We start from the raw sequence: 20,529 nt of genomic DNA, 5'->3' as shown, positions 1-20,529 counted from the left end.
TCTCTGTTTTTTTTATTTTTTTGGCTTTATTATACAACCTTTGTATAGGACAGCCTTTTATCTTCATTCAGCAAATGTTTTCTGTGCGAAAGCGAAGCGACAGCAACAAATGTTTTCTGTGCGAAAGCGAAGCGATAGTAACAATAATATCAATTACGCCAAGGTAAAATCTAAAATTCAAGAGCGTTTCGAAGATTATTTAAATAAGATTGGCTAACGGGTAGTTCACTTCCATCCTTTAGAGTGACAATAAAATTGGAAGTAAGATCACGAGCCATTTTTTTTATGAAATGAATATTAACAATATAAGATCTATGAATGCGAATAAAAGATGAAGGTAAACGCATTTGAAGTTCTTTCAGTGTAATACTTGTTTTAAATTGTTCCCCCTCCACAAAAAACCACGTTTTTTTCTGCAGGCTTTCAATATGAGAGATTTTTTCAATTGCAACAGGATTCCATTCCTCTTCTTGCTTTCCAGTTAAAAATTGAAAGGGCTCTAATTTCCTTTCGGTAAAGGTTGAAGGCAATACTACAACAAGTGCTGCTGGCACATCTAAAATGTTTATAGGATAACCTATCCCGTAATAGGGTGTTTCAAATAAGGAATTATCTAAAACTGCGTCTGTTCGTTTCCTTGTACGTAGTACTTGCTCAGCAATGCTGCCAGATTGTACTTGTTGGCCAACTTCTAAGTTAATGTTTTGATGTCCAGAATGAAAATAAATATAGGAGTTTTCAGCGGCAATTGCAATGGATGAATTGACTGGAACCCAGTCCTTTAACATTGAAATAAACTGTTGTGAAATATCTTTTGGCAAAGAATTAAACTCATTATTCATTGTGAATATCCCCCTTGTTTGTAAACAGTTTACCAAATTTCGTCGCCCAAAAAAGCAGTTTTATCATTAAAATTTGGTATTTTATCTAAAAATAATGAAAATTCAGATGTTCTGTTATATATTAATTTACAACAAATAAACCTGTTATGGAACAGCAGATTAAAAGTTTTTTAACAGAGTATATTGTATACAAAGGGGAAGGTGGAATTTCAATATGTCAACACGTCAAGAAAAAATCCAAGCATTAGAAAAACAATGGGCTGAGAACCCTCGTTGGGCAGGTATTGAACGCGCATATTCAGCTGAAGAGGTTGTTAAGTTACAGGGCTCAGTTGTACTTGAACAAACTTTAGCAAGTAAAGGTGCGGCTCGACTTTGGAACTCTTTAAACGAAGAACCGTTCATTAATGCATTAGGTGCATTAACTGGTAATCAAGCTGTACAACAAGTGAAAGCAGGCTTAAAAGCAATCTACTTATCAGGCTGGCAAGTAGCTGCTGATGCTAACCTTTCTGGTCAAATGTACCCTGACCAATCCTTATATCCAGCAAACTCTGTACCAGCAGTAGTTAAGCGTATTAACCAAGCTTTACAACGTGCAGATCAAATCGATCATGCGGAAGGACGTGTAGATCAATTTGATTGGTTCGCTCCAATCGTGGCAGATGCTGAGGCTGGCTTCGGTGGTCCTCTAAATGTATTTGAGCTTGTAAAAGGTATGATCGAAGCAGGGGCTGCTGGTGTTCACTTAGAAGACCAATTAGCTTCCGAGAAAAAGTGTGGTCACTTAGGCGGTAAAGTTTTACTTCCAACACAAAATGCAGTTCGTAACTTAGTTGCTGCTCGTCTTGCAACAGATGTAATGGGTGTTGAGACAATTTTAATCGCTCGTACAGATGCTGATGCTGCTGATATGGTAACATCTGATATCGATCCACGTGATGCTGAGTTTATTACTGGTGAACGTACTCCGGAAGGCTTCTTCCGAACAAAACCAGGTATCAAACAAGCCATTGCTCGCGGTTTAGCTTACGCGCCATATGCAGATTTAATTTGGTGTGAAACTTCTAAACCATCTCTTGAGGAAGCTCGTGAATTTGCGGCAGCTATTCATGCTAAATTCCCTGGTAAATTGCTAGCATACAACTGCTCACCTTCTTTCAACTGGAAAGCAAATCTATCAGAAGAAGAAATCGCAGAATATCAATGCGAGTTAGGTAAACTAGGATACAAATTCCAATTCGTAACATTAGCTGGTTTCCATGCATTAAACCACTCTATGTTTGAGCTTGCGCATGATTATAAAGATAATGGTATGGCTGCATACTCTAAACTACAACAAGCTGAGTTTGCATCAGAATCAAAAGGCTACACAGCTACACGCCATCAACGTGAAGTAGGTACTGGATACTTTGATGATGTATCTCAAGTTATTTCTGGTGGTACTTCTTCTACAACAGCAATGGCTGGTTCCACAGAAACAGAACAATTCGTATAAGTTTCATAAAGTACGTGTATTCCTAAATTCATAATCATAGATTAGTCTCCTCCGCTCCTCCTAAAGCGGGGGATGACTACTTAAAATTACAAAGGTGGGGGAAATAACTGATGGAACAAGCAACAACAGGTAAGCTTAAAATTGTTGGGGAACAAAACGAGCAAACAAAAGAAGTTTTAACACCAGAAGCCCTTGAGTTTGTTCTTGCCCTGCACGAAAAATTTGATGCTCGTCGAAAAGAGCTATTAGAGGCTCGCCAAGAACGTCAAAAGCGTCTTGATGCAGGTGAGAAACTCGACTTCTTACCAGAAACAAAGCACATCCGTGAGGGAGATTGGACAATTGCACCACTTCCAGCAGATTTGCAAGACCGTCGTGTAGAAATTACAGGACCTGTTGACCGCAAAATGGTTATTAATGCTTTAAACTCTGGTGCAAAAATGTTTATGGCTTGCTTTGAGGATGCATCTGCTCCGACATGGGAAAACATGATTGGCGGCCAAGTGAATATGCGTGATGCAATTAATAAGACAATTGAATTTACACAAGCATCTAATGGTAAGACGTATAAGTTAAGCGAAAACACAGCTGTGTTATTAGTTCGCCCACGTGGCCTTCATTTACTTGAAAAGCATGTACTAGTAGATGGCGAACCGATCTCTGGTAGTTTCTTTGATTTCGGTCTGTATTTATTCCACAATGCTAAAAATGCATTGGCACAAGGTACGGGACCTTATTTCTACCTGCCGAAGCTTGAAAGCCATTTAGAGGCTCGCTTATGGAATGATGTCTTTGTGTTTGCACAAGATTATATCGGAATTCCACAAGGCACGATTAAGGCTACTGTATTAATCGAAACAATTTTAGCAGCATTTGAAATGGATGAAATTTTATATGAACTACGTGAACATTCAGCTGGTCTGAATTGTGGACGCTGGGATTACATTTTCAGCTATATTAAACGTCTGCGCAATCAACCTGATGTAATTTTACCGGACCGTGGGCAAGTAACAATGACTGTACCATTCATGAAGGCATATACGTCTTTATGTATTCAAACATGTCATAAACGTAATGCACCTGCGATGGGCGGTATGGCAGCACAAATCCCTGTTAAAGGGGATGACGACGCGAATGCTGTAGCGTTTGCAAAGGTTGCAGAAGATAAATGTCGTGAGGCGACAGATGGCCATGATGGAACTTGGGTAGCGCACCCAGGTATGGTTGCAACGGCGATGGAACAGTTTGATGCGATTATGACGACACCAAACCAAATCCATAAAAAGCGTGAGGATGTAAATGTTACAGCAGAAGATCTAGTAGCTGTTCCAGAAGGTACAATTACACTTGAAGGTCTTCGTATTAACTGTAGTGTAGGCGTTCAGTACATTGCTTCTTGGCTACGAGGCAACGGAGCTGCGCCGATTAATAACCTAATGGAGGATGCTGCAACTGCAGAAATCTCTCGTACACAAGTATGGCAATGGATTCGTCATCCAAAAGGTATCTTGGATGATGGTCGTGGTATTACATTGGCCTTTGTCCTAGCAATCTTGGAGGAAGAGCTTGTGAAAATTAAAGAGGCTGTTGGGGAACAAGCCTATAACAGTGGCCGCTATGAAGAAGCTGCTGAGCTGTTTAAATCTTTAATTGAACAAGACGAATTTGCGGAATTCTTGACGCTTCCAGGTTACGAAAAATTAGCTTAACTTGCTTTGAGATACGAGTCTACTAAACGAACATATCCAAACTTTCCTAAATTGTTGTGGACTAAACTCGAATGGAGTCCACCTTATTCCACTAATGTAACGAGCGGGGTCTGTTCCCCCGTTCCTTACTGAAAAATGAACACGGTTACAAAAAGGGGTCTATTAATAAAAAGAGATTTAAATGGGGTGAAGGATGTCTTACGAGCTTAGATGGGGGCTTGTAAGGCATTTTTTTATTTTCCAAAAACATTGTAAGGGGGAGCAAACATGCGAAATAACGAAATACTATAGGTTCCTGGACCGATTAATAGGAGAAACATTAAATGAAATAGGATGTACAGTTGATATCGAACAAGCTGCTGTATGTTTGAAAGAAAAATTAGCAATAGTTACGAAATAGCTATTGTTGAAAGGAGATGTCTCGAATTAATCATGAGACATCTCCTTTTTCAATTATTTAACTACGGCGAGTACAAAACCATCATAGCCTTTATTGCCAACTGTTTGGATAGCTGTAGATTCAATTCGAGATTCTTCTTGCAATAAATCCATAAACTGTCGCACACCTTGTACCCTTTCATCTTCACTTTTTTCATCAATTACAGCACCATCACGCACTACATTATCAGCGATGATTATTGCTCCTGATTTAGCCAATTCTAATGCCCATTTCAAATAGTGTGGATTATTGGGCTTATCTGCATCAATAAAAATTAAATCGAACAATGGTCCTGCTTTTTTCAAAATAGGCAATGTATCTAATGCCTTTCCAACTATAATTTCAACTTTATGTTCACAGCTAGCTCTTTTAATATTTTCTTTAGCTACTGAGGCATACTCGGGATCAATTTCAAGTGTGTAAACTTTACCCTCGTTAGGAAGGGCACGCGCCATCCAATCCAAATACTACTATAGCCACCAAGTGTTCCAATTTCTAAACTTGTGCAAAAGTTTATAGAAACTGTTAAGAACTCTTTATAATTGCAATTCCCTTTCTTTATGCACAAAAAATGATTATTTGTTATATTATCTATATAACAATTATGGAGATGATATGAATGTTTATTCAAATAGAGCCACAATCTGATGTACCAATTTATGAACAGGTAACACGACAAATTATGGAAGGCGTTGCAAGAGGGGAAATGAAGCCAGGAGATACCCTGCCATCTGTACGTAATTTAGCGGCTGATCTGGGTGTCAATATGCACACGGTTAATAAAAGCTATCATGAGTTAGAGGAGAAAGGCATCATTACAATTAGAGCTAAATCAGGTGCTATTGTTCGTTCAACAGAGGAGCGGGCGTTAACACCTGAACAATTACAACAAATTGAAAAAAACTTAAAGCCTGTTGTGGTAGAAGGAATGGTGCTTGGCGCAACAGTTGAGCAAATTGAGCACATGATAAAAAAGGTATTTTCTGATTTGCAAATACCTGTAGAAGGGGTGTAGCACATGTTACTATTCGTTTTTTTAACCGTCTACCTCTTAACATTAGCTCTACAATTATTTGTTCCATATATAGTACGTGAGACAATCATTTTTGGTGTTACTGTACCTGAACAAAATGTAAAACATCCCGCATTACGTAATATGAAAAAGCATTATGCTCAAATCGTCGGAATATCTGGTGTCATGTTATTACTGATGATGATTGTTAGCTATTATTACTTTGTACAATCTGAGTTCATGCAAAGTATTTTACTGCTAGGATGCTTATTTACAATGCTTGCAGTCAGTATGACATTATATTGGATAAACCATCAAAAAGTTTTAAAACTTAAAAGGGAAGAGCAATGGGGCTTAAATATAAAACAAGTGCGTGCAGTTGACTTAACGGCTCGTAGTCGTGATGAAATGCTTCCGTGGCCATTTTATGTAATCCCTTTTGGTGTTACGGTGTTTCTAATTATCTTTACAGTCCGCCATTATGACCAAATACCCGATCACATTGCTGTACACTGGGGACCTAGCGGTGAAGCGGATTCTTGGAGAAGCAAAACATATTTTACTGCGGTTTCATTGCCGCTTGTTATGCTGATGATGCAATGTATGATGTGGGGAATTGTAGATTCTATAAAGCGTTCAGCAATCAAGTTGGCTGTTAATCGTAAGGAAGAATCCTTAGAAGATCAGCTAAAAAGTCGAAAGTATATGAGCTGGAGCATTATGTTATTAAGCTATGCCCTTACAATATTATTTACAGTATTACAGCTAAGCAATATCTATCCTTCAATGACTACAGGAAATAGGCTATTACCGGTATTTATTTTATTTTTATTCCTCGTTTTTGGCTCAGTCCTTGTTTACGCATGGAAAAAACGCAAGCTGAGGGTGACTTATGGAGATAATGTCGTTTCGGAAGTAATGGATGTTGATGAGGATCGCTATTGGAAGGGTGGATTAATTTATATGAATCGTCAAGATCCCTCCGTTTTTGTCGAGAAACGCTTTGGGGTCGGTTGGACGATGAATTTTGCAAATCCACGAGGCTATATCGTAATTGGTTTGCCGTTACTTATATTGCTGTTGATTTCTTTCTTTTCGTTGTAATATAAATGAAAGTTGTTAATCAAGTATGCCTTGGCATAATTGCGTCCGGAATCGGCTTTGTGCATTCACAAAGCCGATTTCGTGACACACGCTGAAAGAAGTTAAAATAGTGTTTCGGAAACAAGTTGGTTGGAGGTAAGCTTGAATGAAAATTCTCGTTGTAGATGATGATGTACATATTTTACAGCTAGTGAATATTTATCTGACAAGAGAGGGCTATCAGGTGGTACAGGCGGAAAACGGACAACAGGCCCTTAAATTACTTGTGGGAAACTTGCCTGATTTGGCAGTTGTAGATGTCATGATGCCAGGAATGGATGGTTTTACATTAACCGAGACATTGAGCCAGGACTACGATATTCCTGTACTGTTATTAACAGCAAAAGGCGAGCTTGAGGACAAGGAACGAGGATTTTTGGCAGGCTCAGACGACTATGTTGTGAAGCCTTTTGAACCTAAAGAATTGTTGTTTCGCATAGCCGCGATATTGCGTAGATTAGATAAGAAAAATCAGGTAACCATCCAAGTGGGTAGACTAGTTATTGATCGTCGAAGCTTTGAGGTTGTCATTGGGGAAGACACGCTTGTTCTGCCATTAAAGGAATTTGAACTATTGGCATTACTAGCTTCTCGCCCAAATCAGGTGTTCACACGAAGTTTTATTATGGAGCAAGTGTGGGGCTATGACTATGATGGAGATGAGCAGACTTTAAATACGCATGTGAAGCGGATTCGTGAGCGTCTGCATCGTTATGAAACAGGTGTTGAGATTACAACGGTGCGCGGTGTAGGCTATAAGCTTGAGGTTAGTGCATGATGAAAACGTTATATAGTAAATTTGTTGTCACGACAATGCTCGTTATGATTGGTAGCTTGTGTATCGGTTTTTTAGCGACAAATACTTATTATCATCAAGTTGTGAAGGAAAAAAACGATGCTAAAAATGTGAAAATTGCGCAGGATATTGCGAAATATATTGAGTCGTCAAAGCCTAACGATTTAGATAATTATTTAACAACCCTTGGGGGAATAGGGTATCAAATTTATGTAACGACTGGTGACGAAGGACATTTCTTCGGCGGTGAGTATCGTGATAAAATAGTGCCATCCAAAACGGTCAAGCAAGTTTTAAACGGAGAAATTTATCATGGTATGCGTGATTTTCCTAAAGAGACTTTTGTGACAGGCTTTTTTGCGAATGAGTTAATTAATACGATAGGTGTGCCATTTACTTATGAAGATGAGCAGTATGCATTGTTCATTAGACCTGATATTCGCTTGTTGTTTTCTGAGGTGCATACGATACTTGGTGGACTTATGCTAGCAATGACAGTACTTAGTCTATTGGCAATGCTACTTTTTGCTAAGGCATTAATTCGCCCTATTACACAACTAACAGAGGCAACGCATCAGCTTGCACATGAAAAATTCGATACGCTACTGGATATAGATCGAGCTGATGAGATTGGACAATTAGCAGATAGCTTTAATGTCATGACAGAAAAATTACAGGAAAATGATCGAATACGTAAAGAGTTTATTAGTAATGTGTCCCATGATTTTCAGTCGCCATTGTTGAATATTCAAGGCTATGTAGATTTACTAAAGAATCCCTTGCTAAGCGACAAGGAAAGGCAGGAATATACAACGATTATTGAGCTAGAAACGAAGCGTATGTCGATATTAACAAAGCAATTACTTTTACTAACGTCACTCGATCAATCTACTAGGTTGTTAAAGCGTGAACCTTATCGTTTAGATGAGCAATTAAAGGAAATCGTAAGAAAATACCGCTGGCAGCTCGAGGACGCAAATGTACAATTATCGTATCAGCTTGAACTAGTAACATACGATGGTGATGCTGGGCTATTACAAAATGTTTGGGATAACTTATTGACGAACGCCATTAAATATAATGTCGAAGGTGGAGAAATTCATATTCACGTGCAAGAATCCTCAACCTCAGTTGAAGTGCTCATTGAGGACAGTGGAATAGGAATGACTGCTGAACAACTACAAAAGGTATTCGATCGTTTTTATCGAGTAGATGCGTCCAGAACAAAGCAAGGCACTGGTCTTGGACTAGCCATCGTGAAGCAAATTGCTGAGTTACATGGAGGAACGGTTCATATAGAAAGTGTTATGAATTCCGGCACAAAGGTACGTGTTCACTTACCAAAATTGTAATGAGGAGTTCATGTAAAGTTCATGTTCACGAGATAAACTGCTGACTAAGTTGAAAAAGCTTAGGAGGGGTTATCGTATGGAACAAAAATGGAGTATGCGCCTTATTCGTCTTGCTGCGATTTTTGCCTTATTGGGAACGTATCTAGGCTCACATATGTCTGGCTCAGGTAGTTATGAATATAGACCGATACATGCACATATTTTGCTCGTAGGTTGGTTAAGTATGTTTGCATGGGGGATTTTCTATCGTGCCTTTAAAGTGAAATCACAAAAATTAGTAACAGCTCATGGTTGGACTGCAATTCTCGGTGTTTTTGGCTTAACACTAGGAATGTGGTTCTACAATTTGAATCCATTTAATTTTAGCAGAACGTTTACAATGATTTTCTTTATAGTAGGTGGAACAACACTATTAATTAGCTTTGCTTTATTCATCGTTGTAACATTTATGGTGAATCAAAAAGAAGAAATGAAAAACTAATCAACATACCGTGTCACTGTCTTTAATAAGAGGTGACACGGTATTTTTTATGAAGAACAGTTTTGTTTGGCTCGTTATCAAAAGTTGGATATGACATTTGTTAAAACATATGAAATATATAAGTTGATTGGAGTGGAGACTTAGCGACAGAATAAAGTAAAAAGATTCACACACAGTTTTGTGTGCGAATCTTTTTTTACTCTTTGGAAGGTGAATGTCGATAAAATTCAGAAGGTGGGTGATAAAAATTAAAAGTTGGGCGATAATTCCTGAAAATGTTCCGATAAAACTAAAAGTTGGATGACATTCTGTTAAAACGTATGTCATGTGGATAGGTTGATTGGAGCGAGCTCATAGGGGAACAAACCATCACGTCCTGTGATAACGCCTTCTTGACCAACATCCTGCCGCTGACGCTTCGCTTTCGCGCAAAAAACATCTTGTTGCTGCCGCTACGTTACACTACGCTTTCGCACAAAAAACATCTGTTGCCCTAAGCGGCTCATCGGGCGCCTCAAAGAAATCGCCTAACTCCATGTTATACTTATAATCCCTTTACTTTATATTTTCAAGAGACTTCTTAAGCCATTTTGTTGCCTCGGTATAATCCTGTGCAACACCATGCCCTTTTTTATAAAGCATACCAAGCTGGAATTGTGCCTTTTGATGCCCTTGATTGGCAGCCAGTCGATACAGTTGGGCTGCTTTCGCAAAATCCTTCGGTACCCCTTGTCCATGACTGTGCATTTGAGCTAATTGATACTGTGCTTTGGCGTGACCCTTAGCGGCAGCTTGTTCAATCCATTTTGCTGCCTCTGTATAATCCTGTTTGACACCTTTTCCTTTATCAAATAAATTACCAAGCTGATATTGAGCACTTGAATGCCCTTGGATGGCTGCTAGTCGATAGCAGCGTCGTGCCTCTTCTAAGTCCTGCTCAATCCCCAATCCGTGCTCATATAATAACCCTAATTGATATTCAGCCTGAATATGGGACTGATCCGTAGCGGCTCTCCACCATTTTACTGCTTCATGATAATTCAAGTCAGCTTCATATAATAATCCGAGCTCGTACTGAGCGTCAGCATAACCCTTTTCAGCGGCCGCTTTGAAGTAAGGGAGTGCTTTCTCTGGTTGTTGAAGTTGATATACATAAATACGTCCAAGCTCAAATCCTGCACTTATATGTCCAGTGTTAGTGGCTAATTGTAACCATTTTTCAGCTAAAGGTATATCGTTTTCTTTGACATAGAGTACACCGAGACAGTATTGAGCGTTTAAGTGTCCTTTATGTGCTGCGAGCTTAAACCATTTTATAGCCTCTATACGATTCTGAGGAATACCTTGGCCAGTGTTATATAACATTGCCAATTGAAATTCTGCATTTGTATGGTCTTGAAGTGCAGCTAAATGGAACCATTGCGCAGCCTCTTCAAAGTTTTGTGAGATGCCACGACCTTTAAGGTACATATAGCCAAGATTATACTGAGAACTTGCATCACCAGCTAATGCGGCCATTTCAAAATAGGCTATAGCTTCCTCATAGCTTTGCTCGACGCCAGTTCCGTTGTGATAAAGGAATCCAAGGTTATTTTGAGCACTTGTATTCCCTTGATTGGCTGCTAGCATGTACCATTTTGCTGCCTCCTCAAAGTTTTGTGGCATACCAAGTCCTTGGTTGTATAGAACTCCCAGATTGTACTGTGCATCTGCGTTTTCTAAATCCGCAGCAGCTTTATAATAGCGAGTGGCTTGTGCATAGTCTTGTACAACACCATGACCTAAATGATAGAGCACGCCTAAGCTATAAAGTGCATTTGCATCATTTTGAGCAGCGGCGCGTTCATACCACATTTTTGCAACTGCATAATCTTTCTTAACACCACGGCCTTGATTATAAAGAGCACCTAAATTATATTGAGCACTTGCATTCCCTTGTTTTGCTGCAAGCTCAAACCAGTTTGCGGCACTCTTATAGGCCTCGGTTGATTGGTTATCTTGAAGAAGCATATTTATATCAAAAACTGACGTTATATCTTCAAAACTAGGGGCTACACGAATCATTTTTGCCTTTAAGCTACGGTCATAGTGTTTAATAAACCATTCTACAATATCACTTATATAATCAAGAACAATTTTTGCGACCTTTGCTTCCACAATTTCACTACTATTACTAGATGCCATTTTGTTTACAAGATTCATTAGTAAATAAATGCGTCGAGGATGAATTTTTGCAACAAAGCTACGATTATTGAGTAATGATCGAATGTTTTTTAGCTTTGGTTCTGAATGCATTTCTAGTTTATAAAGCTCATATAAAATTTCCTCCAGTACAAGGAGTGATTTTTGTAGAGATAGAGCTGGCTTTGACATGGCAAGCGAGCTAGCATCCTGTAAATTTTTAGCCAATTTAATGAAGGATAATGCTTTTAATTTCTTACATTGATCTTGGAGAATTTCATATTGTATGACGATAGAACTCACCTCTTTCATAAAAATGGCTCATAACCATAACGTGGGGTTGATTTCCGTTCCGACTGGGCTCTTTGTTGTTGACGCTACGCTGTCGCACAGATAAAACAATTGTTGTTGACGCTACGCTTTCGCACAGAGCAAAGTTTCATGGGGGCGTCCGATGAACCGCTTCACTTGCGTCCTCTATTGCTGATCCCCAAGGAGTCGCTCAGTCTCCACGCCAACAATTAACTTATATATGGCATATGTTTTGACCAATGCCATTCCTAACTTTTAGTGATGAATCATAAAAGTTCCTTTTTTCATATATCGGGAAAATACCGTTATTGTTGAATTGTCCTCGTTACGTGATACTATGTGGTATAAGGAGATTTGTAGAAATTCGAAGTAGCAATTACTAAAAGTGTATCTGCCAAAGTTTCATGTTATCCGGGGGATAGAAATGATGAAAAATATAGCAGCAATAATACCAGCCTATAATCCACAACAGTCACTTATAACCTATGTCCATCAATTATTAGCCACCACCATTAGCCAAATTATTATTGTCAATGATGGCAGCGATCAAAAATATGCAAGTGTATTTGATGAGTTAAACAAAATTGATTGCTGTCGAGTACTAGAGCATGACCACAATATTGGTAAGGGAGGCGCGCTAAAAACAGCCTTTGCCTATGTAAGGTCGCAAAGAAGCGTGTTTCAAGGTGTCATTACAGTTGGTGCTCATGGCCAACATACTTTACAAGATGTAAAGCTCGTTTTAACGATGACAAAGGTATTTTCTGAAGGAATTGTGTTAGGGGTACGTAACTTTCATTCTACGGACAGCACGTTTTTATCATATTGGGGTAATCGTACAACAAGTTTGTTTTTTGAAATCCTTTATCATAGAAAATTAGTGGATACACAAACAGGTTTACGGTTTATTTCTATAAAGGAACTGCCGTGGCTGATGAAAGTAAAAGGTGAACGATATGACTACGACACAAATATGCTAGTCGCTGCACTTAAAAGAAAGTGTCCAATTTTTGAGGTAGAGATAGGTCAGTTACGAATAAAGAAAAATACAGTGATACAGTATGATGAAATAACAAATGCACGGTCAATTATTGCTAAAATGCTTATGAATTATTTAAAACCAAGGAAAAAATAGCTACAGATTTAACTTCGTGTTGGCCCAAAGCCGATTCCGGACGCAAATATGCCGAGGCATATTTGATTTTTATATTAGGATAAAGAATAATAATTACTCAAGAACGTAGCGAGTATAGAAAGAAGGAGCAATGATGATGGAATATTCAGATCAAGTGAAAAATCGTGTAAAACGCATGGAAGGCCAGCTACGTGGAATTTTAAAAATGATGGAAGAAGAAAAGGACTGTAAGGCAGTCATTACTCAATTATCGGCTGTACGTTCAGCAGTAGATCGCACAGTTGGTGTCATTGTTAGTACGAATCTTTTAGAATGTGTACAAAATGCTGAAGGTGATGGCGAGAAAATGAATGAAGTTATTCAAGAGGCAGTTAATTTAGTAGTAAAAAGTCGTTAACATAAAGAGAAGCCCGCTCGATAGAAAAGGGCTTAGAAAACTCACTAAAAACAGGTGAGTTTTTATTTTTGTACAAAAATATAGTTGAATTCGATCCTTATTTTTTATTTAAAGGAGTTTATACCTATGTGATATTTATTGATTGTAAAGTTAAAAGTCATAGTTAGTGAACTTGTCCGATAGATTGGTAGTTACTTTCTCTGTTATTCTAATTACAAGAATATAACAAATGGGAAGGTGATTTATTGTGAAGAAATGGTTGATAGGTGGAGCAGCATTACTGATGTTAAGTCCAACAGCAGCCTATGCTCAAAATGCAGATGCTCGTTCAGTAAATACTTCCCCAGGGATTGCTTATCATGTAGTAGCTAATACTAAAGTAACAACTTGGGATCAATTCACAACAGAAATCGTAAAGCAATTAAATAATTTCGCTCCCGAAATTAAAATTACATATAGTGGACCAATGACAGATTTCAAAAAGAAATTTATGGAGTCCTTTGAAAAAGCACAGGAACAAGCAGTCTATGCGGGTGGTCATATGGAAAGTACCACTATTTCTGCAGACTCAACAGGCAATGTGACATTTAAAGTGAAGTATTTGACAAACCAAACACAAGAAGCAGCAGTGCAAAAAAAGGTTGATCAACTATTAAAAACGCTTATTAAGCCTTCAATGACAGAATTCGAAAAAGTAAAAGCGGTTAATGATTATATCGTGTCAAATACTACATATGGTACTAAAACAAAGGCTAGTCCCCATAGTGCTTATGCATTGTTAATGGAAGGACAAGCTGTATGTCAGGGTTACGCGTTAACAACATATAAATTATTGGAACAAGCTGGATTCGACGTAAAGTATGTTGTTGGTACTGTTAATGGTAACGAGGCACATGCATGGAATTTAGTGAAGGTTGATGGTCAATGGTATCATTTAGATACAACATGGAATGATCCAATACCAAATCGTTACGGCGCTTCTTCGTACGATTATTTCTTAGTAACGGATGCGCAGCTAAAGAAAGATCATAAATGGATAGCATCAAATTATCCGGCTGCCACAAGTACAAAATATAACTATATGCAAAATGTTCATTTTGCATATCAGGTTAAAAATACACTGTATTTTAGTAATACAGCAGATAAAGATAAATTGTATAAACTTGATTTAGCAAGTGGTAAGAAAACAAAGGTTATAGATAAACGTGCCTTGTATATTACAGGAGCAGATAACTTTTTATATTTCAGCGATTACAGTAACGGTGGTTACTTAACAAAATTAAATCTTAATACATTAAAAACTGAGGTGCTCGTAAAGCAAGCAGTTACTAATTTAAGAGTTAATGATAATTATTTAGTTTATAGTATTAATGGCAAAGAACAGAAGCTTAAAATAAAATAAGCTACAAATATTCTTACCTATTGATAAAATGAAAGCACAAAAGGACTTCCAATGAGTTCTTTGTGCTTTTTTTGTATATAATGAATACAGGAAAACGGTTGGAGGTGAGGATTTTGTGGAAAAAATTAGCCATTATTGTAATGATCATTATTTTTATTGACCCCATTTATACGGCTGGTAAGGCAGTTGTACAACAAGTGATAACTTGGGCAAATAATGATGAGATAGAAACGATGCTTCTTTCAACAAAGGAAAAAATCATAGACGTTACTGCTAAACTTTCTGAGAGTACCTCCATTGAAACGGCCACACCTATAGAAGAAAAACCAGAAGAAGGAGTAGCCGTTACAGCTCCTGCAGTCAAAAAACCTGAAGCAAAGTTAGTTGTAACAAACGCAAAGGAAATGGCTGATGCGATGTATGCGTACTACAGTAGTTTTTCACCTACGTTTGAGATTCAATATAAAGGCAATACACAACGAATTGAACAGTTAGTAGAAGAAGCCTATGAAAATGCTATTAAACGAGATGATTATGTATACGGACATATTAGTAAACACTCAATTCGTTTTGAATATGGAGGAAGAACGGCCAAAATCTTTGGGGAGCAAAGCTATTTAATGACACCAGAGCAGTCGGCATTTGTTGAAATGAATGTTCAAGAGGTTGTAGCCTCTATCCATAAAAAATCATTAAGTGATGTAGAGAAGGTTAGGGCTGTCAATGATTATATCGTTGCCAATACCGCCTATACGGATCAAACAAAATCAAGTCCACATAGTGCTTATACAGTGCTTGCGGAACATGGTGGTGTTTGTCAGGGCTATGCATTGCTGGCTCATTCGATGTTACAAAAGCTAGGTATAGAAACAAAATATATAGTAGGCTATGTCGGACAGGAAGGGCATGCATGGAATTTAGTAAAGCTGGATGGTCAATGGTACCACCTCGATACTACATGGAATGATCCGGTGCCTGATCGTAAAGGAGCGATACGCTATCAATATTTTTTAGTAGATGATCGAACGATGGCCAAAGACCATACGTGGATTGCAGAAGACTACCCGAAAGCCATGAGTGCAATGTATAACTACTTTCACAATGTAGATTTCGCTGCACGGGTAGGGCAAGAAATATTTTATAGTAATGTTTCTGATGATAATAAATTGTATGTCCTTGATTTAAAAACAGGTAAATCGAAACGCGTCTCTAATTCGCGTGCACAGTACCTCGTTTATGCAGATGGCTGGCTATATTTTAGTAATTATTCACATGGAGCGTATTTAACGAAGATTCGTCCGGATGGAAGCGGAGAACAAATGTTAAATAAGGAAGAAACGAAAGATTTATTTGTGAAGGACAGCTATTTATATTTCACGACAAATGAACTAAAGAAAATGTCACTTTAACGTATCAACGAAAATGATATGAGTGACATGCCGGAAGGTACATTTTAGGTGTAGTGGTTGATTGGAGTGGAGACTGGACGCCCCCAAGAAAGCGCCCAGTCGGAACGGAAATCAACCCCTCGTTTTGCAGAAGAGTAGTACTTTGTTTAAATACACACCTTAATTCCATTGACATAATAGTTTTCAACAACATGAAAGGCCTATGACATTACAAACTGTCATAGGCCCTTTTTGTTCGCTCTATAAGATAATGGATAGGTTGATGCTGACATAGAGAAACTTCAATTTGCGGATACATCGATTTCATTTCCTGTGAAAAAGTTTTAAAAATTAATGGATTATGCTTAATAGCACCACCATTACAATAAAGGCTAAATGCTTCGCCCTGATAATCAACTTTTTTCAACACGGCGCATGCAAGGAGTACTAATTCATGGGTAGCACGCATGGATATTTGAATGGCGCATGAATCCTTTTTGGCCACGGCATCTGCTAAAAATGCCCCCATTTTTGCAAGCTGTGCGTTCGTGTAGGATGGATGGAACAGCCATGAAGCTAGCTCTGTAACATCTTGGATCCTTAAATAATCATAGACATCATTTTTTAATAAGGTCGGCTCACCACGCCCATCTTCCATGCGGAAAATGGCGCGTATAACCTCTTGCCCTAACCAATAGCCACTGCCTTCATCTCCCGCGCGATGCCCCCAGCCACCTGCACGTACTATTTGTGTACCATCAAATGCGTACGCAATGGCTCCTGTTCCAGCAATGAGTAATGCGCCTGCCTGTCCAGCAGTAACACCAAGTAAAGTGGCTTGTGCATCATTTTCTATAATAAGCGTATCTATCTTTAGTTGTAATGCTGATACTGCGCTATGAACGATCGCTGATACGACTTCATGATCTTTGGGAGAATCAATCCCAGCCATTGCAAAGGTAGCGACAGCAATAGTGGAGTCAGCTTGCTTTTGCAAAAAGTCCTGCACATTTGCTAATAATGCTTGCAATATTTCTGTAGCAGATGCAGCACCAATTGCTTGATAATTTGAGCCACTTGTTGATGTTGTATAGTTTATCTCACCAGACTCGGCATGTACGAGCGCACATGCCGTTTTTGTAGCACCACCGTCAATAATAAGTAGCCATCCCATCATTGATTCCATTCCTCTATAAATACTGTTAATAGTTTTTCAGCCTCAACAATCATAGACTCCTTCAAACCAATCCACTCATAAAGGTTTTGAGAATTTGCCTTGGAGCGTTCAAGAGATGCTTTCATCGTTACGGGCGCAGGACCACCAAGTAATGTACGTACACCAACGAAAGTCTCTGGTTTTAATGTGTTGTAAAAATCTTCCTCAGAAATTTTTAATGGGTCACCAGTAATTAATTTGGATTGTGTATTGGCAAGACCCCATGTAAGACTTGCTAGAGATTCCTCACCGTGAGAGAGCAATACTTTAATACATTTACTAACAATACTATGTGCCTGCCGGAATGAAATCCCTTCAGAGCGCACTAACGTATCGGCAAGCTCTGTGACATTGGCAAAGCTATTTTTTGCTCGATTTCTTAGCTTTTTCTTGTTTACATCCATCGTGACAACTAGCGAACCAAATAGTTTGTAAATACCAATTAAACGGTCGATGGCGCGCCATAAATATGGTTGCATATCATCCTCAGTGTCTACGATATCTCCAAAAGGTGTATTATGTACCATCTGTAATACTGTACTAGCGTCACCAACAACCGCTGATAGCAATGAACGTGTATGCTCTATTGAAACAGGATTGCGCTTTTGTGGCATGATCGAGCTAACTTGTACGTACGGGCTCGCCAACGTAAATGCATTAAATTCTTGTGTAGCCCATAGTAGAAAATCTTGGGATGTACGGCCGAGATTAAGAGCCGCAAGCTGAACGATACTCGCTGCTTCTGCGATATAATCTGCACCGGCAACAGCATCCCACGCATTTTCGATAATATCATCGAATGCCAATAACTCACGCATACGCTTTCGATTAATATTGAAGCCTGTAGTCGTTAAGGCCGCTGCGCCCATACTACTGCGATTCACCGTTTTATAGACATGCTGTAAACGTTCAAAATCCCGTTCAAGTTGATCGATGACAGCCTTCAAATAATGTGCAAAGGTTGTTGGCTGTGCCTGCTGCGTATGTGTATAGCCAATCATAATCGTATCAACATGCTCCTCAGCGGCTGCGATTAAATCATCCCGTAATGTCAGTAATTCTTGCATAAGCAACAACAATTTTTTCCTTAAAGTCATTCGATAGATGGCAATGCCCATATCATTACGACTTCTACCAATGTGAAGATTTCCTGCAACATCGCCAGCAAGCTCTATTAATTTATTTTCGATGCGGAAAAACAAATCCTCATATCGCGGGCTGTAATCCTCTATACGAAAATAGTTCAAGTCTAGTTTTTTTAGAGCAATACCAATCTCTTTAGCTTCTTCTTTTTTTACTAATCCCTGTTCTTCTAACATTTTTAAGTGTGCAATATTGATTTGTAGCATAAATGTTAAAAAGTTTTTCTTGGCTTCATCATAAGCCGGCTGTAAGACAATTTCACGATAAATATTAGAAGGGAAGATCATCCCATCTTCTTGCTGGGTTTTGTTGCGGAAATCTTCAAACATATGAATTGCCTCCTATTAGATTAGCAGTTATATGGCCGAACCAGCACTGCCTTTAGATAACTTCTCAGAAATAATAAGCACAATTAAAATTAAACAAATTTGTAAGACACCATATGCACAAGCAGTTCCAAATTTAAATGAATATAGTTTTTGGAATATCGCCACTGATAATGGGATTGTCGACGTACTGTAAATAAGAATAGACGCTACGAATTCGCCAAAGCTTTGAACAAGTGCAAGTAACGTACCTGCCAAAATGCCCGTAAAGGTAAGTGGCAGTACAATACGTCTAAATGAATACCACCATGTTGCACCTAAACTCCGTGATGCTTCTTCGATAGATTGATCTAATTGAACAAGTGATGCCGATGTCGATCGGAAAACAAGAGGTAAATGCCTAATAAAATAAGCTAACGGCAAGATCCAGAACGTCCCGACAAGAACTTGATTAAAGGCGAATATATTTTCTGTACTAAAGGCTGCGATCAAATTGACAGCTACAACCGTTCCCGGCAATGCCCAAGGAACCATGATTAAAATATCGAGTAATGTTTTACCTTTAAAATTTAGCCGAACCATAGCATAGGCTGCGGCAACACCGAAAAGGATGTTGCCGAGTGTTGCAACGATTCCCATTTGAATGGAGTTCCAAATTGGTCGCCACGTCCGTTCATCTGTAAAAAGTGCTTGATAATGATCCAGTGTATAGTCGGTTGGGAGAATTTGTGTTTTCCATGCACCATCAACGGAAAATGAAATTAATATCAGCACTAAAATCGGCAAAATTAAAATTAATGTGCCTATGAAAGACGCAATAGTCGCCATCATTTTCATGCTTTTGGAAGACACTTCAGATCGATGCACACTAATACCTTTACTGAGGTTCTGATAATTTCGACGGTTTTGATACCAGCGCATCACAATTAAAAAGGTAATGGACACAAAGGATAAAATCATAGATTGTGTCGCTGCCATATCTAAATTCCCATTCGTACGTGATAAATAGATTTGCATGGTCATTGTGCGTTCGACACCGAACATTAAAGGTGCAGTGTAAGATGCCATAGATATCATAAAGACGAGTAAGGATGAGGCAACAATCGAAGGTGTTAACATGGGCAAAATAACCTTTGTCCATACCCGAATACGCCCGGCACCTAAACTAGTAGCGGCTTCTTCTAAAGCTGGATCAAGACCTTTTATAGCTGCTGAGGCGGTTAAGTAGAAGTAAGTGTACATCGTGAATGTATGTACTACGATAACCCCCCAGATGCCTTTTAATGAAAAGGGTACTTGCTCTAAGCCGAATAGGTGTTGAAATGCACGTGGGAAAATCCCACTCTCTCCATACAAAAATGTAAAGGACAGTACACCTACTAGTGGCGGAAGAGCCATGGGTACCAATACTAAAACAGAAAGTATCCGTCTGCCTGGGAAATTATAGCGTTCCAGTAGAAATGCCATGGTTACACCGACGATTGCACAGCAAATAACACTGATAACGGATATATATATACTGGTCCACAATGCCTCTAAATTTGCTGGGCTAGCTATATTAAAAAAGTTTTTATAAGTAGATAGCGCGTCAGCACCAGAAAAGCTTTCTTTAAAAGTTTGATAGAACGGGTATACTACATAGGCAAACAACACTAAAAATAAAGGTGCAATTAAAATATAGACAAACCAATTCGAGCTAGTTAGACGTGTCCATGCATTTCCTTCAGAAGGATTGTGGTGTGTTTTTTCCATGCTAG

The 20,529-nt window shown here is 38.6% G+C and carries 16 protein-coding genes and 1 pseudogene; 11 read left to right on the top strand and 6 right to left on the bottom strand.

The window, feature by feature from the left end; genetic code table 11:
* Positions 1-170 precede the first annotated feature (170 nt).
* A complete protein-coding gene (locus ACFXN8_RS10730) occupies positions 171-842 on the bottom strand; it encodes a LytTR family DNA-binding domain-containing protein (protein ID WP_376078617.1) in 672 nt (223 codons plus the stop codon).
* Between the two features lie 214 nt (positions 843-1,056).
* Here ACFXN8_RS10730 and aceA point away from each other — a divergent pair, with 214 nt between their 5' ends.
* Both aceA and aceB read left to right on the top strand, forming a co-directional pair.
* Positions 1,057-2,340 carry an isocitrate lyase gene (gene aceA, locus ACFXN8_RS10725; RefSeq protein ID WP_376078619.1) on the top strand — a complete coding sequence of 428 codons (1,284 nt, stop codon included), beginning with the start codon at positions 1,057-1,059 and terminating at the stop codon, positions 2,338-2,340.
* Between the two features lie 110 nt (positions 2,341-2,450).
* Positions 2,451-4,049, top strand: a complete 1,599-nt coding sequence (gene aceB, locus ACFXN8_RS10720; protein ID WP_386844939.1) for a malate synthase A — start codon at positions 2,451-2,453, stop codon at positions 4,047-4,049.
* A gap of 453 nt (positions 4,050-4,502) precedes the next feature.
* Here the strand turns inward: aceB and ACFXN8_RS10715 are convergent.
* Positions 4,503-4,987, bottom strand: a pseudogene (locus tag ACFXN8_RS10715) (O-methyltransferase); the annotation flags it as partial.
* Between the two features lie 120 nt (positions 4,988-5,107).
* Between ACFXN8_RS10715 and ACFXN8_RS10710 the strand changes: the two are divergent.
* The 5 genes from ACFXN8_RS10710 to ACFXN8_RS10690 all read left to right on the top strand — a co-directional run bounded on the left by ACFXN8_RS10710 (position 5,108) and on the right by ACFXN8_RS10690 (position 9,272).
* A complete protein-coding gene (locus ACFXN8_RS10710) occupies positions 5,108-5,503 on the top strand; it encodes a GntR family transcriptional regulator (RefSeq protein ID WP_376078623.1) in 396 nt (131 codons plus the stop codon).
* 3 nt (positions 5,504-5,506) lie between these two features.
* Complete coding sequence (locus ACFXN8_RS10705) at positions 5,507-6,604, top strand: DUF1648 domain-containing protein (protein WP_386844937.1); 1,098 nt, start codon at positions 5,507-5,509, stop codon at positions 6,602-6,604.
* Between the two features lie 145 nt (positions 6,605-6,749).
* Positions 6,750-7,421, top strand: coding sequence for a response regulator transcription factor (locus tag ACFXN8_RS10700; protein WP_376078627.1), 672 nt, complete (start codon positions 6,750-6,752; stop codon positions 7,419-7,421).
* Complete coding sequence (locus tag ACFXN8_RS10695) at positions 7,421-8,791, top strand: sensor histidine kinase (protein WP_386844946.1); 1,371 nt, start codon at positions 7,421-7,423, stop codon at positions 8,789-8,791. Before ACFXN8_RS10700 ends, ACFXN8_RS10695 begins: the two co-directional genes overlap by 1 nt.
* A gap of 76 nt (positions 8,792-8,867) precedes the next feature.
* The gene (locus ACFXN8_RS10690) at positions 8,868-9,272 is read left to right on the top strand and encodes a hypothetical protein (RefSeq protein ID WP_386844935.1); all 405 of its coding nucleotides are present in this window, start codon (positions 8,868-8,870) and stop codon (positions 9,270-9,272) included.
* Positions 9,273-9,827: 555 nt separating this feature from the next.
* Here the strand turns inward: ACFXN8_RS10690 and ACFXN8_RS10685 are convergent.
* Complete coding sequence (locus ACFXN8_RS10685; RefSeq protein WP_386844933.1) at positions 9,828-11,765, bottom strand: SEL1-like repeat protein; 1,938 nt, start codon at positions 11,763-11,765, stop codon at positions 9,828-9,830.
* 424 nt (positions 11,766-12,189) lie between these two features.
* Here ACFXN8_RS10685 and ACFXN8_RS10680 point away from each other — a divergent pair, with 424 nt between their 5' ends.
* From ACFXN8_RS10680 to ACFXN8_RS10665, 4 genes are all read left to right on the top strand, one after another.
* On the top strand, positions 12,190-12,900 hold the full coding sequence (locus ACFXN8_RS10680; protein WP_376078635.1) for a glycosyltransferase family 2 protein: 711 nt from the start codon (positions 12,190-12,192) through the stop codon (positions 12,898-12,900).
* 136 nt (positions 12,901-13,036) lie between these two features.
* A complete protein-coding gene (locus ACFXN8_RS10675) occupies positions 13,037-13,297 on the top strand; it encodes a metal-sensitive transcriptional regulator (protein WP_010857552.1) in 261 nt (86 codons plus the stop codon).
* Positions 13,298-13,544: 247 nt separating this feature from the next.
* Positions 13,545-14,699 carry a transglutaminase domain-containing protein gene (locus ACFXN8_RS10670; RefSeq protein WP_376078637.1) on the top strand — a complete coding sequence of 385 codons (1,155 nt, stop codon included), beginning with the start codon at positions 13,545-13,547 and terminating at the stop codon, positions 14,697-14,699.
* 113 nt (positions 14,700-14,812) lie between these two features.
* Positions 14,813-16,108: a transglutaminase domain-containing protein gene (locus ACFXN8_RS10665; protein WP_386844930.1), complete on the top strand. Its 1,296-nt coding sequence runs from the start codon at positions 14,813-14,815 to the stop codon at positions 16,106-16,108.
* A 208-nt stretch (positions 16,109-16,316) separates the two neighbouring features.
* Here ACFXN8_RS10665 and ACFXN8_RS10660 read toward each other — a convergent pair whose 3' ends face one another.
* From ACFXN8_RS10660 to ACFXN8_RS10650, 3 genes are read right to left on the bottom strand one after another with little or no spacing between them, the layout of a single operon-like run.
* Positions 16,317-17,264: an N-acetylglucosamine kinase gene (locus ACFXN8_RS10660; protein ID WP_386844928.1), complete on the bottom strand. Its 948-nt coding sequence runs from the start codon at positions 17,262-17,264 to the stop codon at positions 16,317-16,319.
* The gene (argH, locus tag ACFXN8_RS10655) at positions 17,261-18,775 is read right to left on the bottom strand and encodes an argininosuccinate lyase (RefSeq protein ID WP_386844926.1); all 1,515 of its coding nucleotides are present in this window, start codon (positions 18,773-18,775) and stop codon (positions 17,261-17,263) included. The genes ACFXN8_RS10660 and argH overlap by 4 nt, the downstream gene beginning before the upstream one ends.
* Positions 18,776-18,802: 27 nt before the next feature.
* Positions 18,803-20,524: an ABC transporter permease gene (locus tag ACFXN8_RS10650; protein ID WP_386844924.1), complete on the bottom strand. Its 1,722-nt coding sequence runs from the start codon at positions 20,522-20,524 to the stop codon at positions 18,803-18,805.
* Between the last annotated feature and the right edge of the window lie 5 nt (positions 20,525-20,529).

Source organism: Lysinibacillus sp. NPDC059133 (assembly GCF_042755925.1).
Taxonomy (GTDB): Bacteria; Bacillota; Bacilli; order Bacillales_A; family Planococcaceae; genus Lysinibacillus.
The sequence above is the reverse complement of the archived record's forward strand: the minus strand, read 5'-3'. Positions and strand labels throughout refer to the sequence as shown.

Coding starts and splice junctions, on each gene's coding strand:
- ACFXN8_RS10730 (WP_376078617.1), bottom strand. CDS start 842: ATGAATAATGAGTTTAATTCTTTGCCAAAAGATATTTCACAACAGTTT.
- aceA (WP_376078619.1), top strand. CDS start 1,057: ATGTCAACACGTCAAGAAAAAATCCAAGCATTAGAAAAACAATGGGCT.
- aceB (WP_386844939.1), top strand. CDS start 2,451: ATGGAACAAGCAACAACAGGTAAGCTTAAAATTGTTGGGGAACAAAAC.
- ACFXN8_RS10710 (WP_376078623.1), top strand. CDS start 5,108: ATGTTTATTCAAATAGAGCCACAATCTGATGTACCAATTTATGAACAG.
- ACFXN8_RS10705 (WP_386844937.1), top strand. CDS start 5,507: ATGTTACTATTCGTTTTTTTAACCGTCTACCTCTTAACATTAGCTCTA.
- ACFXN8_RS10700 (WP_376078627.1), top strand. CDS start 6,750: ATGAAAATTCTCGTTGTAGATGATGATGTACATATTTTACAGCTAGTG.
- ACFXN8_RS10695 (WP_386844946.1), top strand. CDS start 7,421: ATGAAAACGTTATATAGTAAATTTGTTGTCACGACAATGCTCGTTATG.
- ACFXN8_RS10690 (WP_386844935.1), top strand. CDS start 8,868: ATGGAACAAAAATGGAGTATGCGCCTTATTCGTCTTGCTGCGATTTTT.
- ACFXN8_RS10685 (WP_386844933.1), bottom strand. CDS start 11,765: ATGAAAGAGGTGAGTTCTATCGTCATACAATATGAAATTCTCCAAGAT.
- ACFXN8_RS10680 (WP_376078635.1), top strand. CDS start 12,190: ATGATGAAAAATATAGCAGCAATAATACCAGCCTATAATCCACAACAG.
- ACFXN8_RS10675 (WP_010857552.1), top strand. CDS start 13,037: ATGGAATATTCAGATCAAGTGAAAAATCGTGTAAAACGCATGGAAGGC.
- ACFXN8_RS10660 (WP_386844928.1), bottom strand. CDS start 17,264: ATGATGGGATGGCTACTTATTATTGACGGTGGTGCTACAAAAACGGCA.
- argH (WP_386844926.1), bottom strand. CDS start 18,775: ATGTTTGAAGATTTCCGCAACAAAACCCAGCAAGAAGATGGGATGATC.
- ACFXN8_RS10650 (WP_386844924.1), bottom strand. CDS start 20,524: ATGGAAAAAACACACCACAATCCTTCTGAAGGAAATGCATGGACACGT.